The 245-nt window shown below is 54.3% G+C and carries 1 protein-coding gene; it reads left to right on the top strand.

Features of this window, described 5'->3' with window-relative positions:
• Positions 1–127: 127 nt before the first annotated feature.
• A partial coding sequence (locus tag G8O24_RS46285; RefSeq protein ID WP_368736656.1) for a TraM recognition domain-containing protein occupies positions 128–245 on the top strand: 118 nt, incomplete at its 3' end.

The raw sequence follows: 245 nt of genomic DNA, 5'->3' as shown, positions 1-245 counted from the left end.
TTCGTCGAGCATGAGCAGCACTTGATGCGGCTCGTCGTCACCCGGAATCTTCACCATCATCAGATCGTGGATCTGCTGAAACAGGATCTTGATCAGTGGGCGAAAGATCGACAACTCCGCGATCGTGATGCAGGACATTGCGCAGCTCGACGAACTCTACGGCAGGAACACGCGCATCACCACAGTCTCGGGCTCGCAGATCAAGCTGTTCATCCAGATCAACGATCTCGAAACCTCGGACTTTG

Origin of the sequence: Bradyrhizobium campsiandrae (assembly GCF_014529705.1) — a bacterium.
GTDB classification, from domain to species: Bacteria; Pseudomonadota; Alphaproteobacteria; order Rhizobiales; family Xanthobacteraceae; genus Bradyrhizobium; species Bradyrhizobium campsiandrae.
Note: the sequence above shows the minus strand (reverse complement) of the source record. Positions and strands in the feature narration are given on the sequence as shown.